The following is a 2,401-nucleotide window of genomic DNA, read 5'->3' as shown; positions in this document are numbered from 1 at the left end:
GAACTGACTCTCGGGTAATATTTGCTGGCCATGTAGATGTTACGAATCTAATCACAATTACGAAAGGCACTTTAGATTTTAACGGTGAAGCCAATCAACTTACAGGAACCGGGTTAACCATGATGGCAGAAACAGAGTTAAGAATAGCTACAGAAAGTACAATAGCTAATATACCTCAACTTTTGGGACCCTATTCCTTAGCAAGTGGTTCGCTAATCAAATTTGATGCTAATAATGAGTCGCAAAACATTGTAACTAGTATAACATATCAAGATGTATATTTTACTAATGGCGGGGACAAAAATATAATGGGAAATTTAGTTATCGAAGGAGATCTAACTATTTCAGGAACGGCTCAATTGGATGTAACATCCAATAATCATAGCGTTAATATTGCAGGCAACTGGAATATTTCTAGTACAGATATTGATCCTTTTGTTGAACAAAATGGACTTGTAACTTTTGATGGAGAAAACCAACAAACCATTACCCATACTGGCACTGAATCCTTTCACGATTTAGCAATAGATTCTTCTAGTACTCTTATTACTAACGGCGCTTCCGACACTATAAAAATTAGTGGCGACTGGACAAACAATGGCACCTTCTCATCTCAAACTGGAATCATTTACCTAGCCGGAACCGATCTTCAAAAGATACAAGGAGTAACCAACTTTAATGACCTTACATTAAATAATACAGGTGAAGGAGCAATAATCCAGAATGGGAGCATAAGCGTTGCAGGTATTCTAACGCTCAGTGACGGATTGTTCACTACTGGAAATCTTCTCACACTATCATCAGATATAAACGGAACAGCTTCGTTGGCTGAAATTACAAATGGCGGCATTACGGGATCTGTAACAGTAGAACGATATTTAGATTTACCTAATAGCAAATGGAGAGACATAACTTCTCCCGTTCAAAACTCAACCCTATCAGATTGGCAAGACGACTTTATAACTGCTGGATATCCTGGTGCAACAGGAGTTGCAGCTGGCTTTATATCTATATACAATTACGATGAATCTATTGATGGAGGAAATTCGGATGGTGGTTGGGTATCTCCAACTAGCTCTTCGGATATTACTACTATGAAAGGTAATAGTGTATATCTAGCACTTGCAAATTACACAATAGATGTAACTGGCCCAGTAAATAGCGGTACCATTGCCTTTAATAACACTTCGACACCAGATATTACATTTACTGCTAATTCGTCGCCTGTAGACCCTGATCAGGATGGCTGGAATTACATAGGAAATCCATATCCATGTGCTATCAACTGGAACAAAATTTCCAATACAGATAGGAGCAATATAAAAGATCAATATTGGATTTACAATCCTGAGTTCGGTACTTTTGGCTCCTACATAAGTGGTGCTAGTGATGGATCAAACGGAATCGACAGCATTATACCCTCGTCTCAAGCATTCTGGATTCATGCCACAGCCTCACCTCCCTCCCTAACAATTAGAGAGTCTACAAAATCGTTGAGTAATAAAGCTTTCATTAAATCACAATCAAATGATTCAACCCCATCGATTAAATTATCCCTATCCAGTTCGATAAATAATTATCGAGATGAAACATTAATCTTTTTCAAAATTGGTTCTTCGCACAATATTGGTGATCGCTTTGATGGACTACGTTTAGAATCCTATGAAGAAGAAGCCCCTATCATTGCAACAATATCAGCAGAAGGACACGACCTTACATTTAATCAGGTAACAGATTCATTAAAAAACTTAGTTATCCCATTAAAGGCATCTAGTAGTATTGCTAGCGATCATATAATTACTGTGGAGTACATTAAAAATTTCGACGATGATACTCATGTGTTCTTGCGAGATAATGAGACTGGTAGTATCTATGAAATGCAAAACTTATCTTCCTTTAATTTTCTTTTATCTGAAGAAATCGACCTAGTCCGGTTTGACATTCTTTTTAATCTTACAGACAGAGATAAAAATGAAACAATCATAGAAAATACAATCTATCCTAACCCAAACGATGGATCCTTTAACCTTTATATTCCAGGAATAATTAAAAAAACAGAACTCGATATTTCGGATGTCACAGGGAGAATTATATATAGAAAAACAATTATCTCTAATTCAACAGACATAACTCTAAAAGAAGCTAAGCCCGGAGTTTACTTTCTGAAAACCCATTCTATAAACGGTTCAGAGATTAAAAAAATGATAATAGAATAATTTAGTCAATGGCTATCATCCCATATTATGGAGATAATGTAAAACTGGACTTCCTACCATTTTTCGGACAGATTTAAACAGCCATTAAGCCACATGTTTTAGTTGATTAAATTTTTCAAATTCATTTATTGTTAATCCTCCTAAATGGGAGTGTCTTCTATTTTTGTTGTACCAAGTCTCAATAT

The 2,401-nt window shown here is 36.0% G+C and carries 1 protein-coding gene; it reads left to right on the top strand.

Annotated features, from left to right (window positions below; all coding sequences use genetic code 11):
• Positions 1 to 2,216 (top strand): T9SS type A sorting domain-containing protein (locus HRT72_09430; protein ID NQY67926.1); only part of this gene is annotated, 2,216 nt, incomplete at its 5' end.
• Positions 2,217 to 2,401: the final 185 nt, after the last annotated feature.

The sequence above is a fragment of the Flavobacteriales bacterium genome, from assembly GCA_013214975.1.
In the GTDB taxonomy this organism is placed as follows: domain Bacteria; phylum Bacteroidota; class Bacteroidia; order DT-38; family DT-38; genus DT-38.
This window is presented reverse-complemented; position numbering and strand designations above follow the sequence as displayed.